This is a genomic window from Streptomyces sp. NPDC000075 (genome assembly GCF_040301925.1).
Lineage (GTDB): Bacteria > Actinomycetota > Actinomycetes > Streptomycetales > Streptomycetaceae > Streptomyces > Streptomyces polychromogenes.
In genome coordinates this window covers 261,597-278,343 of sequence record NZ_JBEPFL010000004.1, presented here as the reverse complement: position 1 = coordinate 278,343, position 16,747 = coordinate 261,597, and the positions used below count along the sequence as shown (strand labels likewise).

The window sequence follows — 16,747 nt, the reverse complement described above, 5'->3', positions numbered from 1 at the left end:
GGCGGCGCCCCCACCCCGACGGGCTAGTCCCGCACCGACCGCCAGGCCCGCGGCAGTGCGGCCGCCACCTCCTGGGCCACCACCGGCGCCCCGCCGGCGGCGAACCGCCCCGCGAGCCCGTGCAGATAGGCCGCCGCCGAACCCGCGTCCACCCCGCCGAGCCCTGCGGCGAGCAACGCCCCCGCCAGACCCGACAGCACGTCCCCGCTCCCGGCGGTGGCCAGCCACGGCGTCCCCGTCGGGTTCACCCGCACGGCCCCGCCCCCGCCGGGGGCGACGAGCGTCGTCGACCCCTTCAGCAGCACCGCCGCCCCGTACCGCCCCGCCAGCTCCCGTACGGCGGCCAGCCGGCCGGCCTCCACGGTCTCCCGCGCGACCCCCAGCAGCGCGGCCGCCTCCCCCGCGTGCGGGGTCAGCAGGGTCGCGGCCCGGCGCCCCCGCACCACCCCGGCGTCCAGCCCGCGCAGCCCGTCCGCGTCGACCAGCACCGGCACGTCGGTGTCCGCCAGGGCCCGCCCGACCTCCGCCTCGCGCCCCGAACCCAGCCCCGGCCCGACCACCCAGGCCTGCACCCGGCCCCGCCCGACCAGCACCTCCGGGAAGCGGGCCAGCACGGCGTCCGCCGCCGGCCCCACGTACCGCACCGCACCCGCACCGCCGCGCAGGGCCCCCGCCACGGCGAGCACCGCCGCGCCCGGGTACTGCTCCGACCCGGCGACGACCCCGACCACGCCCCGCCGGTACTTGTCGCTCGACGCCGTCGGCACCGGCAACAGCGCTGCCACATCGGCGTGTTGCGGGGCCTCCAGCGCGACGGCCGCCCCGTCGAGGTCCAGCCCGATGTCCACCAGCCGCACCGCCCCCACCCGTGAGGCCCCGGGGTCGGTCAGCAGCCCCGGCTTGTACGCCCCGAAGGTCACCGTGACGTCGGCCGTCACCGCCGGGCCCGCCACCTCCCCGGTGTCCGCGTCCACCCCGCTCGGCAGGTCCACCGCGACCACCGCCGCCCCCGCCGGGATCCGCTCCACCAGCGCGGCCGCGGCCGGCCGCAGCCCGCCCCGCCCACCGATCCCGAGCAGCCCGTCCACGACCAGGTCGGCCCGCCCCGGCACCGACGCCGCGACCCGGCCCCCGGCGGCCCGCAGCGCGGCCAGCCCGCCCGGGTGCATCCGCTCGGGGTCCATCGGGACCGCCGTCACGCCGGCCCCGCGCCGCGCCAGCCGCGCGCCGGCGTACAGGGCGTCACCACCGTTGTCCCCGGGCCCGACCAGCAGCACCACCCGGGCCCCGTAGACCCGTCCCCGGCCCCGCGCCAGCAGCTCCGCGCACACGGCGGCCAGCCCGGCCGCCGCCCGCGCCATCAGGGCGCCCTCCGGCAGACGGGCCATCAGCTCGCGCTCGGCGGCCCGTACGGTCTCCACGCTGTAAGCAGTACGCATGCCCCCAGCGTGCCGCACCCGAGGGGGATCAGCCCTCGGCGATCACCACCGCCGACGCGATCCCCGCGTCGTGGCTCAGCGAGATGTGCCAGGACTTCACCCCGAGCGCCCGGGCCCGCGCCTCGACCGTGCCGGACACCCGCAGCCGGGGCTGCCCGCTGTCCTCGACGTACACCTCGGCGTCCGTCCACAGCAGCCCGCCGGGCGCGCCCAGCGCCTTGGCCAGGGCCTCCTTGGCCGCGAACCGGGCGGCGAGCGAGGCGACTCCGCGCCGCTCGCCGCTCGGCAGCGTCAACTCGGTGTGGAGGAAGAGGCGCTCCGCCATCTGCGGCGTCCGCTCCAGCGCCGCGCCGAACCGCGCGATCTCGGCCACGTCAATCCCCACACCGACAATCACAGCAACAACCCCTACTACTCCACAGTGACGGACTTCGCGAGATTACGCGGCTGGTCCACCTCGTTGCCGCGCGCGGTCGCCAGCTCGCACGCGAACACCTGGAGCGGGACCGTCGCCACCAGCGGCTGGAGCAGCGTCGGCGTCGCCGGGATGCGGATCAGGTGGTCGGCGTACGGGACGACGGCCTCGTCGCCCTCCTCCGCGATCACGATGGTCCGCGCCCCGCGCGCCCGGATCTCCTGGATGTTCGAGACGATCTTGTCGTGCAGGACCGAGCGGCCGCGCGGCGACGGGACGACGACCACCACCGGCAGGTCCTCCTCGATCAGCGCGATCGGCCCGTGCTTGAGCTCGCCCGCCGCGAAGCCCTCGGCGTGCATGTACGCCAGCTCCTTGAGCTTGAGCGCACCCTCCAGCGCCACCGGGTACCCGACGTGCCGGCCCAGGAACAGCACCGTGTCCTTGTCGGCCAGCGACCGCGCGAGGGCCCGTACCGGCTCCATCGTCTCCAGGACCCGGTCCACGGCCGCGGCGATGTCCGACAGCTCCCGGATCACCGCCTCGATCTCGTCGCCCCACTTCGTGCCCCGCACCTGCCCGAGGTAGAGGGCGACGAGGTAGCAGGCCACCAGCTGCGTCAGGAACGCCTTGGTCGAGGCGACGGCCACCTCCGGCCCGGCGTGCGTGTACAGCACGGCGTCCGACTCGCGCGGGATCGTCGAGCCGTTCGTGTTGCAGACGGCCAGCACCCGGGCACCCTGCTCGCGGGCGTGGCGCAGCGCCATCAGGGTGTCCATCGTCTCGCCGGACTGCGAGATCGCGATCACCAGCGTCCGCTGGTCCAGGATCGGGTCGCGGTAGCGGAACTCGCTGGCCAGCTCGGTCTCGCACGGGATGCGGGTCCAGTGCTCGATGGCCAGCTTCGCGATCATGCCCGCGTGGTACGCCGTACCGCACGCCACGATCACGACCTTGTCGACCTCACGGAGCACCGAGGCGGGGATGCGCACCTCGTCGAGGGTCAGCAGGCCGCTCGCGTCGATCCTGCCCAGGAGGGTGTCGGCGACCGCCTTCGGCTGCTCGGCGATCTCCTTGAGCATGAAGTAGTCATAACCCCCCTTCTCGGCCGCCGAGGCGTCCCAGTCCACGTGGTACGCCCGCACGGCCGCGGGCGCACCGTCGAAGCCGGTCACCGAGACCCCGTCGCGGCGGAGTTCGACGACCTGGTCCTGCCCCAGCTCGATCGCGGACCGGGTGTGGGCGATGAACGCGGCCACGTCCGAGGCGAGGAAGTTCTCACCCTCCCCAACGCCCACCACCAGCGGGGAGTTCCGGCGCGCGCCGACCACCACGTCCGGCTCGTCCGCGTGCACCGCGACCAGCGTGAACGCGCCCTCCAGCCGTCGGCACACCTGCCGCATCGCCTCCGCCAGCCCCGCCGCGCCCCCGGCCCCCCGGACCGCCTCGAAGCGCTCGGCCAGCAGGTGCGCGACCACCTCGGTGTCCGTCTCGGACTCCAGCCGGTGCCCGCGCTCGGCCAGTTCGGCGCGCAGCGCGGCGAAGTTCTCGATGATGCCGTTGTGGACGACGGCCACCCGGCCGGAGTTGTCCAGATGGGGGTGGGCGTTGACGTCGGTGGGCCCGCCGTGGGTCGCCCACCGGGTGTGCCCGAGGCCCGTGGAGCCCGCCGGGAGCGGCTGCGCGACGAGCTCCTTCTCCAGGTTGACGAGCTTCCCGGCCTTCTTGGCGCTGACGAGCTTCCCGTCGGCGAGGACCGCGACCCCGGCCGAGTCGTAGCCGCGGTACTCCAGCCGCTTCAGTCCGGCGATGACCACATCGAGCGCCGACTGCGCTCCCACGTATCCCACAATTCCGCACATAGGCCGCAGGGTACGCCTGAGTTGGGTGTCTGTCGGGTACCCGAACAGGACGAAAAACCCCGCCCGGGGAATCCACCGGCGCGGGGTTGACCCTTTTCGGAGCGTCAGGGCGTCAGGGCGTCAGGGCGTCAGGGCGTCAGGGCGTCAGCCCAGCTTCCTGACCTGTGCCTCGATCGCGGGCGCCGCCAGCCGCGCCTCGCCGGACAGCCGGCTGGCGTGGAAGTTCACCAGGGTGCCGCCCTTGCGCACCACCATCAGCTCGGTCTCGTACGGCTCCCCGTCGCGCTCCGCCTCCACGGTGTACGCGAGGGCCTCGTCACCGCCGTACGCCGCGTGCGGGACGATCCGGGTGACCGTGACGGTCTCCCCGTTCACCGTCGCCGCGTACCCGCCCTCACAGGCCCGCCCGGCCGTCTGCACCTCGAGGAAGTGCCCGTGCGCGGCCTCCCCCGCGTACGAGGCGAGGGTCACCACCGTCACCGTCGAGCTCGCCGTGTCCAGCGCGGCCGCCCGCTTCTGCTTCTCCGACGCGTCGTCGGGCAGCGCCGACGCCACCGCGACCACCGAGGCCCGGGCCCAGCCGGTCCGTCCCGCCGGCAGGAACCCGGAGACGGCACGGGCCAGCTCCCGGCACTCGGGCCGGTCCGTGCTCGCCGCCGCTCCGTCGTGGAGCTCCACGGTGACCTTGTGGTCCAGCAGGTCCCCCTGCGCCACCAGCAGGCGCTCCGGCGCCTCCTGGGGCCACCCCTTCGGCGGGGAGACGGCCTGCTGCCCCTTGCGGGCCGGTCCGGTGGTGGAGGGCACCTCGGCGGCCGGGCCGTCGGCCTCCACCACGATCACCGTGGGCCGGCCGGTCCCGCATCCGGTGGCCAGCACGGCCAGTACGAGCCCTGAGAGGGTCAGCGCGGCCGCACGCCGCGCGCGGACGGCTCTCATCCGAGCTTCCGGGACTGCGCGTCGACGACCGCCCTGGGCGGCAGCGGGGCGTCGCCGAGCACGCTCAGCACCTCGAAGGTGGCCAGGACGTCGCCCTTGCGGACGAACACGAACTGCATGTTGATCTTCTGGCCGTCCCTCATGCCCAGCACCAGCCGGCAGGCCAGCGACTCGTCCCCGGCCGGGTCCTGGGTGACCGGCAGCACCTGCTCGACCCTGACGCTCTTGGACCCGCCGAAGGCCGTGTAGCCGCCCGTACAGGACGTGACGGCGCTCCTGAGCGTCGCGAAGGCCTCCTCGGCGCCCTTGCCGGCGTAGGAGTCGAGGAACACGGTGGTCCCCGTCCTCCCCGCGCTCTGGCGCAGCGCGTCGAGCTTCTCGTCCTCACTGGCGTCGGCGGCGGCCTGCTTGGCCTTCCCCAGGACGGCGACGGCCGCGGTGCCCCCCACCTTGCCGACCGGCATGTTCGCCTGGGCCCGCACGAGCGGCTCGCAAGCCGCCTTGTCCGTCTCCGCCTTCCGCTCCGGATCGGCCTTCCGGAACTCCTCCTCCACCGTGTACTCCGGCAGGTCGGCCGGGGCGACCAGCATCCTGGTGAGCGCCGCCGCCGACTTCGCCTTGTCCCCCGGGGCGGCCTCCGTACGCGCGCCGCTCCCGCCGCCGGCCGACGCACCGGGACCGCCGGAGTCGCAGCCGGCGGCCAGCAGGCACAAGGAAACGGCGGCCGCGGCCAGGACGCCGCGGCGCACAGACGTGGTACCCACGTGAAGCTCTCCCCCAGGAAGCAGATCACCGCCTGACGCCGGTCAACGTCGCGGTGACGAACAATGTACGACTTGCTCGATCAAGCGACCGGTGTTAAAGGCACTTCCGCGGGATCTTCCCGGTCACACCGGGAAATCGTGATCCGGACGAGACAGGACGGGCTTCCGATCGAGACCCGGTCGTACACAACCGCGCCACCTGGGCGTTACGGCGCCCCGGACCCGCCACGTGACCGACCCCACCACCCACGAGGGCCCCCGAGCCCCGACAATGGGCGGTGTGATCACATCGCCGACGCGCTGTACTCCGGAGCACGCGACGGAGCGTCCCGGTCCCCGCCGGGTACCGGAGCCCTCCCCCTACGTCGACCTCACGCGGGCGGAGTGGAGCGCCCTGCGCGAGCGCACCCCCCTGCCCCTGACGGCGGAGGAGGTCGAGCGGCTGCGCGGCCTCGGTGACGTCATCGACCTCGACGAGGTGCGCGACGTCTACCTGCCGCTCTCGCGCCTGCTCAACCTGTACGTGGGCGCCACCAGCAACCTGCGCGGCACCCTGAACACCTTCCTCGGCGACGCCGGCGGCAACGGCCACGGCGCCCAGCAGGGCACCCCGTTCGTCATAGGCGTCGCCGGATCGGTCGCCGTCGGCAAGTCCACCGTGGCCCGCCTGCTCCAGGCCCTGCTGGCCCGCTGGCCCGAGCACCCGCGCGTCGAGCGGATCACGACGGACGGCTTCCTCTACCCGATGAAGGAGCTCCAGCGCCGCGGCCTGACCTCCCGCAAGGGCTTCCCCGAGTCCTACGACCGGCGCGCGCTCACCAAGTTCGTGGCCGACATCAAGGCCGGCAAGGACGAGGTCACCGCCCCGGTCTACTCGCACCTGATCTACGACATCGTCCCGGACGAGCGGCTCGTCGTCCGCCGCCCGGACATCCTCATCGTCGAGGGGCTCAACGTCCTCCAGCCGGCCCTGCCGGGCAAGGACGGCCGGACCCGGGTCGGCCTCGCCGACTACTTCGACTTCAGCGTGTACGTGGACGCCCGTCCCGAGGACATCGAGCGCTGGTACCTCAACCGCTTCCGCAAGCTGCGCGAGACGGCGTTCCAGAACCCGTTCTCCTACTTCCGCAAGTACACCCAGGTCTCCGAGGAGGAGGCCCTGGAGTACGCGAAGACGATGTGGCGCACCATCAACAAGCCCAACCTGCTGGAGAACGTGGCCCCCACCCGCGGCCGCGCCACCCTGATCGTCCGCAAGGGACCGGACCACAAGGTCACCAAGCTGAGCCTGCGCAAGCTCTGAGAACGCCGCCGCGGCCGCCGCGGGGCATCCCCCGGGCGGCCGCGGCGGGGTGCGTCCTAGCCGAGGGCCGACTTCACCACGTCCGCGAGGCGGCCGGCGACCGCGCGGGCCTGCTCGATGTCGGCGGCCTCCACCATCACCCGGACGAGCGGCTCGGTGCCCGAGGGACGCAGCAGCACCCGTCCGGTGGACCCGAGCTCGCGCTCCGCCTCGGTGACGGCGGTGGCCAGCTCGGCGGAGGTGGAGACGCGGGACTTGTCGACGTCCTTGACGTTGATCAGGACCTGCGGCAGCCGCGTCATGACCCCGGCGAGCTCGGCCAGGGAGCGGCCGGTGGCGGCGATCCGCGCGGCCAGCATGAGGCCGGTGAGGGTGCCGTCGCCCGTGGTGGCGTGGTCGAGGATGATCACGTGGCCGGACTGCTCGCCGCCCAGCGCGTAGCCGTGCTCCTTCATCGCCTCCAGGACGTACCGGTCGCCCACGGCGGTCTGGACGAAGTGGACGCCCTCGGCCTCCATGGCCAGCTTGAAGCCCAGGTTCGACATGACGGTGGCGACGACGGTGTTCTCGCGCAGCTGGCCGGCCTCGCGCATGGCGAGGGCGAGCACGGCGAGGATCTGGTCGCCGTCGATCTCGTTGCCCTCGGCGTCCACCGCGAGGCAGCGGTCGGCGTCGCCGTCGTGGGCGATGCCGAGGTCCGCCCCGTGCTCGACGACGGCCTGCTTGAGCAGGCCGAGGTGGGTGGAGCCGCAGCCGTCGTTGATGTTCAGGCCGTCGGGCTCGGCGCCGATGGTGACGATCTCCGCACCCGCCCGGGCGAAGGCCTCCGGCGAGACGCGGGCGGCCGCGCCGTGCGCCTCGTCCAGGACGATCTTCAGGCCGTCGAGGCGGTTGGGCAGGACGCCGATCAGGTGGGCGACGTACTTGTCGAAGCCCTCGTCGTACTCCGAGACCCGGCCGACGCCGGAGCCGGTGGGCCGGTCCCAGGGGGCGCCGGTGCGGTGCTCCTCGTAGACGGACTCGATCCTGTCCTCAAGGTCGTCGGCGAGCTTGTGGCCGCCGCGCGCGAAGAACTTGATGCCGTTGTCGGGCATGGCGTTGTGGCTCGCGGAGAGCATCACGCCGAGGTCGGCGCCCAGCGCACCGGTGAGATACGCCACCGCCGGGGTGGGCAGCACACCGACGCGCAGGACGTCCACGCCGGCACTGGCGAGGCCCGCGACGACGGCGGCCTCCAGGAACTCGCCAGAGGCGCGGGGGTCGCGGCCGACCACCGCGGTGGGGCGGTGGCCCGCGAAGGTGCCCGCCTCGGCCAGTACGTGCGCGGCCGCCACGGAGAGGCCGAGCGCGAGCTCAGCCGTCAGATCCGCGTTGGCGACGCCTCGTACACCGTCCGTCCCGAAGAGTCGTCCCACTGTTGTCCTCCCGAGTTCACGCTTCGCTTGGTAACCGCTAGTGACAGTTGTTTGCCGCTTTTGGCGGTAAACGAACCGCCCCGACAGCACAGAGAGTGCTGCCGGGGCGGTTTCGTTGCTGAACAGCAGGCGCAGATTAACGCTTGCTGTACTGCGGAGCCTTACGGGCCTTCTTGAGACCGGCCTTCTTGCGCTCGACCGCACGGTCGTCGCGGGAGAGGAAGCCGGCCTTCTTCAGCGCCGGGCGGTTGTTGTCCACGTCCGCCTCGTTCAGCGCGCGGGCCACGCCGAGGCGCAGGGCGCCGGCCTGACCGGAGACGCCGCCACCCGAGATGCGGGCGATGACGTCGTAGCGGCCGTCAAGCTCGAGGAGCTTGAAGGGCTCGTTGACTTCCTGCTGGTGCACCTTGTTGGGGAAGTAGTCCTCAAGGGTGCGACCGTTGATCTTCCACTTGCCGGTGCCCGGAACGATCCGGACGCGGGCGATGGCGTTCTTGCGACGGCCCAGGCCGGCGGCCGGCTGGGGGTCACCGAAGCGACCGGCAAGGGACTCGGAGGTGTAGTCGCCCTCGACGACGACGTCCGACTCGGTGGTGTACTCCTCGACGCCCTCGAACTCGTCGACGGGGGTCTCGGCGGTGGTCTCGGCCACGATGCTCCTCAGAATTCTCTGTGTTTAGGGGGTGGCCGGAACTACTGCGCGACCTGGGTGATCTCGAACGGCACCGGCTGCTGGGCAGCGTGGGGGTGCTGGTCGCCCGAGTAGACCTTCAGCTTCGAGAGCATCTGACGGCCCAGGGAGTTCTTGGGGAGCATGCCCTTGACGGCCTTCTCGACGGCCTTCTCCGGGTTGTTCGCCAGCAGGTCGTCGTAACGCACGGAGCGCAGACCGCCCGGGAAGCCGGAGTGGCGGTAGGCCATCTTCTGGGAGGCCTTGTTGCCGGACAGGTGAACCTTGTCGGCGTTGATGATGATGACGAAGTCGCCCATGTCCATGTGGGGGGCGTAAGTCGGCTTGTGCTTGCCCTTGAGGAGGGTGGCGGCCTGGGTCGCCAGACGGCCGAGGACGACGTCCTGGGCGTCAATGACGAGCCACTGGCGCGAGATGTCGCCGGGCTTGGGGCTGAACGTACGCACGCGTATGCCTTCGCTTCTTCAGTGGTGGGTCATCCCATAGGGCCTGAGCCCCGCGGGAAGGGTCCTGACAGGGTCACCACGGACGATCACGACAGCCCTCGTTCACATCGGGGACGCACCCGAGCGAAAACCGCTGGTCATCGGTCCGGTGGACCGGCGTAAGGCCCTTTCACGTGAGAATGAGAAAGCCAATACGCATAACAAACCAGCAGGATACCCATTCAGACCCGTACGGGTCAAAACGCGGTCCGCGATGCCGATTCTGCTGGCGTCGCGGCGCACTCCGGTTCGGTCCTGGGTGGGGACCCCGCAGTTGTTACTGGCCCCAGAATAACCCGACCGGAGCGCAGCGCACGACGCCCCAGCAGATACGCGAGCCCGCACAGGGTCGCCGCGTCCTTGAACGCACGCCGTTTGTGGGCCAGCTCCGAGGGCCACGGGACCAGGGCCAGCTGAGGCGTGAGGGCCAGCCAGAACCAGGGCGAGCGGGGCATCGAGCCCGGCCGGACCCCCGAGGCCAGCAGCAGCGGGAGCACCACCAGGAGGTAGTGGTCGAAGGAGGGACGGGAGACCAGGAATGCGGCGAGCATCACCATGCAGGCCGTCTCCGCGAGCCGCAGCTCACCCCCGTCCACCTCGGCGGAATCCGGCCGGCGCCAGCGCCGCCAGGCCCCCCACAGCCCGGCCCCGGCCCCCGCGAAGGCCACCGCCACCGCCACCGGCTGCGGCACCCCCAGCCGTGGCAGCACCGCGATCGGCGAGGCGTCCCACGGCAGCGCGTACCCGTCCTGCCCCTGGAACAGGAAGGGCAGCGTCTTGGTGAAGAACAGCGTCGGGCTCGGCATCAGCAGCGCCCCCGCCAGCGACAGCCCCGCCGGAACCGCCACCGCCACGGCCAGCCCCCGCCACCGGCGGGCCAGCACGAACAGCAGCCCGGCCGGCACCAGCATCGGCTTGCAGGCGATCGCCAGCCCCACCACCAGCCCCGCCGCCGCCCAGGACCTGCGGTGCGCCAGCAGCAGCGCCACCGGCAGGGCCGCCGCCGAGACCGCCGTCCAGTTCCCGATCAGCACCAGGTTCAGGTACGGCTTGTACAGCAGCCCCAGCAGCGCGAGCCCCCCGACCGCGAACCGCGAGCGCGAGGGCACCGAGAACAGCCGCAGCGCCGCCCACCAGCCGAGGGCGACCAGACCCGAGATCCCGGCCGGCAGCAGCCAGCGCAGCACCCCCGTGGGCACCAGCGCCTCCGGCACCGCCATGAGCACGGCACTCGGCGGGTACAGGAAGCGCCGGTCCTCGTACGGGGAGACCCCCTCCAGCAGCGCGTCCGCCGCCTTGACCACGAAGGCGTTGTCCGAGCCCCAGTTCCCCCGCAGGCTCGTCGACACCGACACGGACACCAGCAGCACCAGCGCCACCGCCCGCCAGGACCGCGGCGCCGGCCCGAGCAGCCAGGCGGCGAGCCGGTCGCCCGTGACCGGCCGGCCACTCCGCGTGAGCCAGATGCGCATGAGCCAGATGCTAGGCCGAAGCCCCACGAAGCCTCCCCGTCGACCCGCGCGGGGAGGTCGGCCCCCTAGCGCTTGCGGTCGACCCTACGTTCGTCCCAGACGGGCTCCTGAGTCTCCCGGACAACACCGTCTGAACCGAAGACCAAGTAACGGTCAAACGTGCGGGCGAACCAGCGGTCGTGGGTCACGCACAGCACCGTGCCCTCGTACGACTCCAGGCCGTCCTGGAGGGCCTCCGCGGACTCCAGGTCGAGGTTGTCGGTGGGCTCGTCCAGCAGCAGCGCCGTGGTGCCGGCCAGCTCCAGCAGCAGGATCTGGAACCGGGCCTGCTGGCCTCCCGACAGCCGCTCGAACGGCTGCTCCGCCTGCCGCTCCAGCTCGTAGCGGCGCAGGGCACCCATCGCCTGGCCCAGGGGCTTGGCCGCCTCCGTCCACAGGATGTCGACGAGCGTGCGGCCGAACAGCTCCGGATGGGCGTGGGTCTGCGCGAAATGGCCGGGAACCACCCGTGCGCCCAGCTTCCAGACACCCGTGTGCTTGACGTCCTCGCCCGCCAGCAGCCGCAGGAAGTGCGACTTGCCGGAGCCGTTCGAGCCGAGCACCGCGACCCGCTCCCCGTAGAAGACCTCCAGGGAGAACGGCTTCATCAGGCCGGTCAGCTCCAGGTTCTCCACCGTGAGCGCGCGCACGCCGGTACGGCCGCCCTTGAGCCGCATCGTGATGTCCTGCTCGCGCGGCGGCTCCGGCGGCGGGCCGGCCTCCTCGAACTTCTTGAAGCGGGTCTGCATCGCGTGGTAGCGCGAGGCCATGTCGGGGCTGCTCGCCGCCTGGTTGCGCAGCCGCAGCACCAGGGCCTTCAGCCGCGCGTGCTCCTCGTCCCAGCGCCGCTTGAGCTCCTCGAAACGCGCGAAGCGCTCCTTGCGGGCCTCGTGGTAGGTGCCGAAGCCCGCGCCGTGCACCCAGACGTCGGAGCCCGTCGGGCTCGCCTCCAGGCTGATGATCTTCTCGGCGGCCTGGGTCAGCAGCTCCCGGTCGTGGGAGACGAACAGCACCGTCTTGCGGGTCGCCCGCAGCTGCTCCTCCAGCCAGCGCTTGCCCGGGACGTCGAGGTAGTTGTCCGGCTCGTCGAGCAGCAGCACCTCGTCCGGCCCGCGCAGCAGCGCCTCCAGGACCAGCCGCTTCTGCTCACCGCCGGAGAGCGTGCGCACCTCGCGGAACTGGGCCTGGTCGTAGGGGATGGCCAGTGCGGCCATCGTGCAGACGTCCCAGAGCGTCTCCGCCTCGTAGCCCTGGACGTCGGCCCAGTCGCTGAGCGCCTGGGCGTACGCCATCTGCGCGGCCTCGTCGTCGACGGTGAGGATCAGCTCCTCGGCCCGGTCCACGGCCTTCGCCGCCTCCCTGATCCGCGGCTGGGACACCGAGACCAGCAGGTCCCGGACGGTCGTCTCGTCCCGGACCGAGCCCACGAACTGCGACATCACGCCGAGCCCGCCGGTCACGGTCACCGCGCCGCCGTGCGGCTGCAGCTCCCCGGAGATCATCTTGAGCAGCGTGGTCTTGCCGGCCCCGTTGGCGCCGACCAGGGCCACCACCGACCCCTCCCCCACACGGAAGGAGACGTCGGGGAGCAGGACCCGCCCGTCGGGAAGGTAGTACTCCAGGTGGCTGGCTTCGAGATGTCCCATGCCGGGCATTCTCCCGGTCCGGCGGCTCCGGACCCAAACGCGTTAACCGCTAGCAGCAGCCCTTGCCCGGCAGGGTGCGCATGTTCCGCGCCTCCTTGCTGCGGGCGGCGAGCAGCTCGTCCGCCGGGTAGCCGACCTCCTCCAGGGTCAGCCCGTGCGGCTTGACCACGTGCACCGAGGAGTCCCGTACGGCCGCGGCCAGGACCCGGCCGGGCCACTCCACGGGCCGGTGGCCGTCGCCGACGTGCAGCAGGGCGCCGACCAGCGAGCGGACCATGTTGTGGCAGAAGGCGTCGGCGCGGACGGTCGCGGTGACGATCCCGTCCTCGCCCCGCTCCCAGCTGAGCTGCTGGAGGGTGCGGATGGTCGTGGCGCCCTCGCGCTTCTTGCAGTACGCGGCGAAGTCGTGCTCGCCGAGCAGCGCGCGGGAGGCCTCGTTCATGGCGTCCACGTCCAGCGGCCACTGGTGCCACAGCACGTGCCCGCGGCGCAGCGGGTCCACCCCGCCCTGGTGGTCGCCGACGCGGTAGGCGTAGCGGCGCCAGATGGCGGAGAACCGCGCGTTGAACCCCTCGGGGGCCTCCGCGACCTTCCACACCCGGATGTCGTGCGGGAGGCGCCCGGCGAGGCGGCGCAGCAGCAGGGATTCGTGCTCGGCCCACACCTCCTCCGCGATGTCGAACTGCGCGACCTGCCCGCGGGCGTGCACACCGGCGTCGGTGCGCCCGGCGACGGTCAGCTCGACCGGGTCGGGCAGCCGCATCACGGTCTTCAGGGCCGATTCCAGCTCGCCCTGGACGGTCCGCAGCGTCCGCTGCTTCGCCCAGCCGGAGAAGTCCTTGCCGTCGTACGACAGGTCCAGCCGTACCCGGACGTGCCCGGGTTCCACCTCGTCACTCACGTGACAGATCCTCTCAGACGCTCGGAAATGCAGAACGGGCCCGCCCCGGGAAGGGGCGGGCCCGTTCAGAGCCGATCAAGCAAGCGTGATCCCGGGGGATCAGGCCTCCTTGGTCTCCTCGGCGGCGGGGGCCTCGGCAGCGGCCTCGGCCTCCTTCACGGCGCGCTTGGTGGCGGCCTCGGCCTCACCGGTGGCCTGCTGGGCGACCGTGAGGGCCTCGACCAGCTCGATCACGGCCATCGGGGCGTTGTCGCCACGACGGTTGCCGATCTTGGTGATGCGCGTGTAACCACCGGGGCGGTTCTCGTAGCGCGGGGCGATCTCGGTGAACAGCGTGTGCACGATGCTCTTGTCCGTGATCGTCTGCAGCACCAGGCGACGGTTGTGGATGTCGCCCTTCTTGGCCTTGGTGACCAGACGCTCGGCGTAGGGACGCAGGCGGCGGGCCTTGGCCTCGGTGGTGGTGATGCGGCCGTGCTCGAAGAGCGCCTTCGCGAGGTTCGCGAGAAGGTGCTTCTCGTGCGCGGCGGAGCCGCCCAGACGGGCACCCTTAGCGGGACGCGGCATGGTGTTACTCCTTCATATCTGCACCGGCCGTGTCAGGTACCGGTGTCAGTTCCCCCGGGGCGGACGCCCCGGGAAAGTCTTCTCTTAGTACTGCTCGGTCTCGACGAAACCGGCGTCCGCGTCGTCGTCGGCGCCGAAGGCGTCGGCGGCGGCGGTCGGGTCGAATCCGGGCGGGCTGTCCTTCAGGGCCAGGCCCATGCCGGCGAGCTTCGCCTTGACCTCGTCGATCGACTTCGCACCGAAGTTGCGGATGTCGAGCAGGTCGGCCTCGGAGCGGGCGACGAGCTCACCCACGGAGTGGATGCCCTCGCGCTTGAGGCAGTTGTACGAGCGGACCGTGAGCTCGAGCTCCTCGATCGGCAGCGCCAGGTCGGCGGCCAGGGCGGCGTCCGTGGGGGACGGGCCCATGTCGATGCCCTCGGCGTCGATGTTGAGCTCGCGGGCCAGACCGAACAGCTCGACCAGGGTCTTACCGGCGGACGCCATGGCGTCGCGCGGGCGCATGGCCTGCTTGGTCTCGACGTCGACGATGAGCTTGTCGAAGTCGGTGCGCTGCTCGACTCGGGTCGCCTCGACCTTGTAGGTGACCTTCAGAACCGGCGAGTAGATGGAGTCGATCGGGATACGGCCGATCTCCTGGCCCACCTGCTTGTTCTGGACGGCGGAGACGTAGCCGCGACCGCGCTCGACGGTCAGCTCCATCTCCAGCTTGCCCTTGCCGTTGAGCGTGGCGAGGACCAGGTCCGGGTTGTGCACCTCGACACCGGCCGGGGGCGCGATGTCGGCAGCGGTGACCAGGCCGGGACCCTGCTTGCGCAGGTACATCACGACCGGCTCGTCGTGCTCCGAGGAGACGACCAGCTGCTTGATGTTGAGGATGATGTCCGTGACGTCTTCCTTGACGCCCGGCACGGTGGTGAACTCGTGCAGGACGCCGTCCACGCGGATGCTGGTGACAGCGGCACCCGGGATGGAGGACAGGAGGGTACGGCGCAGGGAGTTGCCGAGGGTGTAGCCGAAGCCCGGCTCCAGCGGCTCGATCACGAACCGCGAGCGGTACTCGTCGACGACCTCTTCGGTCAGCGAAGGACGCTGAGCGATAAGCATGTCTGTTCCTTCAAGTCGTGGACGCCCACTATTTGACGCCCGACGGGGTGCGGCCCGGAGGCCGCGGTCTTACAAGGGTACGGGCGGCACGTCCCCCGAAGGGTTCGTGCCGCCCGGACACTCAAGAACGCACGGGTGCGTCCGCTGCGTCAGACGCGGCGACGCTTGGGCGGGCGGCAGCCGTTGTGCGGGGTGGGGGTGACGTCCTGGATCGAACCCACCTCGAGGCCGGTGGCCTGGAGGGAGCGGATCGCGGTCTCACGGCCGGAGCCGGGACCCTTGACGAAGACGTCGACCTTGCGCATGCCGTGCTCCTGCGCGCGGCGGGCGGCCGACTCGGCGGCCATCTGCGCGGCGAAGGGGGTGGACTTGCGCGAGCCCTTGAAGCCGACGTGGCCGGCGGAGGCCCAGGAGATCACGTTGCCGGACGGGTCCGTGATCGAAACGATGGTGTTGTTGAACGTGCTCTTGATGTGGGCGTGCCCGTGAGCGACGTTCTTCTTTTCCTTGCGGCGCACCTTCTTGGCAGCGCCCTGACGACCCTTGGGGGGCATCTCTTACTCCTACGGGAGGTGGTCGGTCCTACAGCGCAAGACCGCTGAACAGGACTACTTCTTGCCCGGCTTCTTCTTGCCGGCGATCGCGCGACGCGGGCCCTTGCGGGTACGCGCGTTCGTGCTGGTGCGCTGACCGTGCACGGGCAGGCCACGACGGTGGCGGATGCCCTGGTAGCACTGGATCTCGATCTTGCGGCGGATGTCGCCCTGGATCTCGCGGCGGAGGTCACCCTCGGTACGGAGGTTGGCGTCCACGTACTCGCGGATCTTGACGAGGTCCTCTTCGGCCAGGTCACGAACGCGGGTGTTCGGGTTCACGCCGGTGGAGGCGAGGATCTCCTTGGACCGGGTGCGCCCGATACCGAAGACGTAGGTGAGTGCGATCTCCACACGCTTTTCGCGCGGGATGTCAACACCGGAAACGCGTGCCATTCAATGGCTCCTGTGTGTTCGGGGGTCTGCAACAGAACCGCTCCCGACCGCCGACCACCCTGATGGGCGGTGGTACGTCCGGGTCCCCGGCCCCCGCCGGAGGTGCCGCCGGCCCCTGAGGGCTGGGCGGGTTCTGCTTATGTACGTTTTCTTACGTCGCGCGAAGAACTGCGGAAGGCAGGTCGGTCGGCGTGCGTCAGCCCTGGCGCTGCTTGTGGCGCAGGTTGTCGCAGATGACCATGACCCGGCCGTGACGGCGGATCACCTTGCACTTGTCGCAGATCTTCTTGACGCTCGGCTTGACCTTCATGTTGGTGAGGTTCTCCGGGTCAGTGCCACCACCCGCGCCGGAGCGGGGTGCGGGGGCAAGATCTACTTGTATCGGTAGACGATCCGGCCACGCGTCAGGTCGTACGGAGACAGCTCCACAACGACCCGGTCATCGGGAAGGATGCGGATGTAGTGCATACGCATCTTGCCGCTGATGTGCGCGAGGACCTTGTGACCGTTCTGGAGTTCCACCTTGAACATGGCGTTCGGGAGGGACTCGATCACGGTGCCCTCGATCTCGATGGCACCTTGCTTCTTGGCCACGCTTCGCCTTTCGAATCGGCTACCTTGATCAGCCCACGGACATGCGAATGCACGTGAGCCGACGAGTCAGTCTACGTCAGGGCACCCAGAAAGACGAATCCGGAAAGTTTGCCCCAGAGTCT

General features: G+C 71.3%; 18 protein-coding genes. 1 reads left to right on the top strand and 17 read right to left on the bottom strand.

Annotation, left to right across the window (positions count from 1 at the left end; all coding sequences use genetic code 11):
- Positions 1–23 precede the first annotated feature (23 nt).
- The 5 genes from ABT403_RS07315 to ABT403_RS07295 all read right to left on the bottom strand — a co-directional run bounded on the left by ABT403_RS07315 (position 24) and on the right by ABT403_RS07295 (position 5,416).
- On the bottom strand, positions 24–1,439 hold the full coding sequence (locus ABT403_RS07315; protein ID WP_344163541.1) for an NAD(P)H-hydrate dehydratase: 1,416 nt from the start codon (positions 1,437–1,439) through the stop codon (positions 24–26).
- 28 nt (positions 1,440–1,467) lie between these two features.
- Complete coding sequence (locus ABT403_RS07310) at positions 1,468–1,836, bottom strand: holo-ACP synthase (protein WP_045945303.1); 369 nt, start codon at positions 1,834–1,836, stop codon at positions 1,468–1,470.
- A gap of 14 nt (positions 1,837–1,850) precedes the next feature.
- Positions 1,851–3,716 (bottom strand): glutamine--fructose-6-phosphate transaminase (isomerizing), encoded by a 1,866-nt coding sequence (gene glmS / locus ABT403_RS07305; RefSeq protein WP_344163536.1) that lies wholly within the window; start codon positions 3,714–3,716, stop codon positions 1,851–1,853.
- A gap of 144 nt (positions 3,717–3,860) precedes the next feature.
- Positions 3,861–4,652 carry a hypothetical protein gene (locus tag ABT403_RS07300; RefSeq protein WP_344163533.1) on the bottom strand — a complete coding sequence of 264 codons (792 nt, stop codon included), beginning with the start codon at positions 4,650–4,652 and terminating at the stop codon, positions 3,861–3,863.
- Entirely contained in the window at positions 4,649–5,416 is a 768-nt protein-coding gene (locus ABT403_RS07295) for a hypothetical protein (protein ID WP_344163530.1), read from the bottom strand. The genes ABT403_RS07300 and ABT403_RS07295 overlap by 4 nt, the downstream gene beginning before the upstream one ends.
- Before the next feature lie 280 nt (positions 5,417–5,696).
- Here ABT403_RS07295 and coaA point away from each other — a divergent pair, with 280 nt between their 5' ends.
- Complete coding sequence (gene coaA, locus ABT403_RS07290; RefSeq protein WP_344163527.1) at positions 5,697–6,719, top strand: type I pantothenate kinase; 1,023 nt, start codon at positions 5,697–5,699, stop codon at positions 6,717–6,719.
- A gap of 56 nt (positions 6,720–6,775) precedes the next feature.
- Here the strand turns inward: coaA and glmM are convergent, their stop codons facing one another.
- From glmM to infA, 12 genes are all read right to left on the bottom strand, one after another.
- Complete coding sequence (gene glmM, locus ABT403_RS07285) at positions 6,776–8,134, bottom strand: phosphoglucosamine mutase (RefSeq protein WP_344163524.1); 1,359 nt, start codon at positions 8,132–8,134, stop codon at positions 6,776–6,778.
- A gap of 136 nt (positions 8,135–8,270) precedes the next feature.
- Positions 8,271–8,786: a 30S ribosomal protein S9 gene (gene rpsI / locus ABT403_RS07280; protein ID WP_045945298.1), complete on the bottom strand. Its 516-nt coding sequence runs from the start codon at positions 8,784–8,786 to the stop codon at positions 8,271–8,273.
- Positions 8,787–8,827: 41 nt separating this feature from the next.
- Complete coding sequence (gene rplM / locus ABT403_RS07275; RefSeq protein WP_030773854.1) at positions 8,828–9,271, bottom strand: 50S ribosomal protein L13; 444 nt, start codon at positions 9,269–9,271, stop codon at positions 8,828–8,830.
- Positions 9,272–9,507: 236 nt separating this feature from the next.
- Complete coding sequence (locus tag ABT403_RS07270; protein WP_344163517.1) at positions 9,508–10,782, bottom strand: glycosyltransferase family 87 protein; 1,275 nt, start codon at positions 10,780–10,782, stop codon at positions 9,508–9,510.
- Between the two features lie 65 nt (positions 10,783–10,847).
- On the bottom strand, positions 10,848–12,467 hold the full coding sequence (locus ABT403_RS07265) for an ABC-F family ATP-binding cassette domain-containing protein (protein ID WP_425580240.1): 1,620 nt from the start codon (positions 12,465–12,467) through the stop codon (positions 10,848–10,850).
- 49 nt (positions 12,468–12,516) lie between these two features.
- On the bottom strand, positions 12,517–13,368 hold the full coding sequence (gene truA / locus ABT403_RS07260) for a tRNA pseudouridine(38-40) synthase TruA (protein WP_344163511.1): 852 nt from the start codon (positions 13,366–13,368) through the stop codon (positions 12,517–12,519).
- 99 nt (positions 13,369–13,467) lie between these two features.
- Positions 13,468–13,935: a 50S ribosomal protein L17 gene (rplQ, locus tag ABT403_RS07255; protein ID WP_045945293.1), complete on the bottom strand. Its 468-nt coding sequence runs from the start codon at positions 13,933–13,935 to the stop codon at positions 13,468–13,470.
- An 84-nt stretch (positions 13,936–14,019) separates the two neighbouring features.
- Positions 14,020–15,042, bottom strand: coding sequence for a DNA-directed RNA polymerase subunit alpha (locus ABT403_RS07250; RefSeq protein WP_215023456.1), 1,023 nt, complete (start codon positions 15,040–15,042; stop codon positions 14,020–14,022).
- Between the two features lie 149 nt (positions 15,043–15,191).
- The gene (rpsK, locus tag ABT403_RS07245) at positions 15,192–15,596 is read right to left on the bottom strand and encodes a 30S ribosomal protein S11 (RefSeq protein WP_003956432.1); all 405 of its coding nucleotides are present in this window, start codon (positions 15,594–15,596) and stop codon (positions 15,192–15,194) included.
- A gap of 54 nt (positions 15,597–15,650) precedes the next feature.
- A complete protein-coding gene (gene rpsM, locus ABT403_RS07240; RefSeq protein WP_007265919.1) occupies positions 15,651–16,031 on the bottom strand; it encodes a 30S ribosomal protein S13 in 381 nt (126 codons plus the stop codon).
- Between the two features lie 196 nt (positions 16,032–16,227).
- A complete protein-coding gene (gene rpmJ, locus ABT403_RS07235) occupies positions 16,228–16,341 on the bottom strand; it encodes a 50S ribosomal protein L36 (protein WP_003956441.1) in 114 nt (37 codons plus the stop codon).
- 62 nt (positions 16,342–16,403) lie between these two features.
- Positions 16,404–16,625 carry a translation initiation factor IF-1 gene (gene infA / locus ABT403_RS07230; protein WP_003956442.1) on the bottom strand — a complete coding sequence of 74 codons (222 nt, stop codon included), beginning with the start codon at positions 16,623–16,625 and terminating at the stop codon, positions 16,404–16,406.
- Positions 16,626–16,747 lie beyond the last annotated feature (122 nt).

Bases quoted from the DNA above. Each gene is read 5' to 3' on its own strand.
- rpsM (WP_007265919.1), bottom strand. From the start codon at position 16,031: ATGGCACGCGTTTCCGGTGTTGACATCCCGCGCGAAAAGCGTGTGGAG.
- glmS (WP_344163536.1), bottom strand. From the start codon at position 3,716: ATGTGCGGAATTGTGGGATACGTGGGAGCGCAGTCGGCGCTCGATGTG.
- rpmJ (WP_003956441.1), bottom strand. From the start codon at position 16,341: ATGAAGGTCAAGCCGAGCGTCAAGAAGATCTGCGACAAGTGCAAGGTG.
- ABT403_RS07265 (WP_425580240.1), bottom strand. From the start codon at position 12,467: ATGGGACATCTCGAAGCCAGCCACCTGGAGTACTACCTTCCCGACGGG.
- ABT403_RS07270 (WP_344163517.1), bottom strand. From the start codon at position 10,782: ATGCGCATCTGGCTCACGCGGAGTGGCCGGCCGGTCACGGGCGACCGG.
- ABT403_RS07250 (WP_215023456.1), bottom strand. From the start codon at position 15,042: ATGCTTATCGCTCAGCGTCCTTCGCTGACCGAAGAGGTCGTCGACGAG.
- rpsK (WP_003956432.1), bottom strand. From the start codon at position 15,596: ATGCCCCCCAAGGGTCGTCAGGGCGCTGCCAAGAAGGTGCGCCGCAAG.
- ABT403_RS07300 (WP_344163533.1), bottom strand. From the start codon at position 4,652: ATGAGAGCCGTCCGCGCGCGGCGTGCGGCCGCGCTGACCCTCTCAGGG.
- rplQ (WP_045945293.1), bottom strand. From the start codon at position 13,935: ATGCCGCGTCCCGCTAAGGGTGCCCGTCTGGGCGGCTCCGCCGCGCAC.
- ABT403_RS07315 (WP_344163541.1), bottom strand. From the start codon at position 1,439: ATGCGTACTGCTTACAGCGTGGAGACCGTACGGGCCGCCGAGCGCGAG.